Origin of the sequence: Pseudonocardia halophobica, from assembly GCF_027922425.1 — a bacterium.
Classification (GTDB): Bacteria; Actinomycetota; Actinomycetes; order Mycobacteriales; family Pseudonocardiaceae; genus Pseudonocardia; species Pseudonocardia halophobica.
On sequence record NZ_BSFQ01000170.1, the window covers coordinates 1 to 859 of the forward strand.

1 protein-coding gene and 1 pseudogene are annotated in these 859 nt (G+C 76.4%); both read left to right on the plus strand.

Features of this window, described 5'->3' with window-relative positions; translation table 11 throughout:
* A pseudogene (locus tag PKE99_RS37920) lies at positions 1-482 on the plus strand (hydantoinase/oxoprolinase family protein); the annotation flags it as partial.
* A 46-nt stretch (positions 483-528) separates the two neighbouring features.
* Positions 529-859, plus strand: a 331-nt coding sequence (locus PKE99_RS37925; protein WP_271215082.1) for an FAD binding domain-containing protein, incomplete at its 3' end; no start/stop codon positions are given.

The following is an 859-nucleotide window of genomic DNA, read 5'->3' on the forward strand; positions in this document are numbered from 1 at the left end:
CGGCCGTGTCCGGCGGGCGTGTCGATGTCGGCCGGACCCGGCCGCCGGCGCGGCACCGCGGCGCGCTGGCCGAGGCCCTCGCCCGCTCGGGCGCGATGCTCGCCGAGGCGATCGACCAGGCGAAGGTGGTCCGCGGCGAGCAGCCGCTGATCGTGGTCGGCGGCGGTGGGTTCCTGGTGCCGGACGACGTCCCCGGCGTCAGCGAGATCCTCCGACCGCCCGACCACGAGGTCGCCAACGCGATCGGCGCGGCGATCGGCCAGGTCAGCGGCCAGGTCGAACGGATCGTCCGGTTCCGGGTCGGGGGCCGGGCGGCGGCCATCGAGGAGGCCTGCAAGAGCGCCCGGCTGCAGGCGGTCCGCGCGGGGGCCGACCCCGAGCGCACCGAGATCGTCGACATCGAGGAGGTCCCGCTCGCCTACCTCACCGACCCCGCGATGCGGATCCGCGTCAAAGCCGCCGGCCCCCTGCGACTCACCTGACACCGCGACCTCCCTCCACGACGTGCAACAGAAGGGCGACAACCCCATGACGACAGCAAGTCCACCCCGGCGGACCGATCCGGGAGCCTTCACCCGGTCCGAGGTGCGCCGCCCGGCGTCGCTCGCGGACGCGGTGCGCGAGCTGACCGAGCTGGGTGCCGACGGCGCCCCGCTGGCCGGCGGCACCTGGGTCATGCGGGCGCCCCTGCACGGCGCGCCGGTCGCCCGCGTCTACGTCGCCCTCGACGGCCTCGCGGAGCTGCGTGGGTTCCGGGCTACGGATGACGCGGTCGAGATCGGCGCCGCGGTCACGCACGACGAGCTCGCCGCTCTCGACTGCCCCGCGGCGCTCGCCGGCCTGGTGGAGGCGGCCCGCC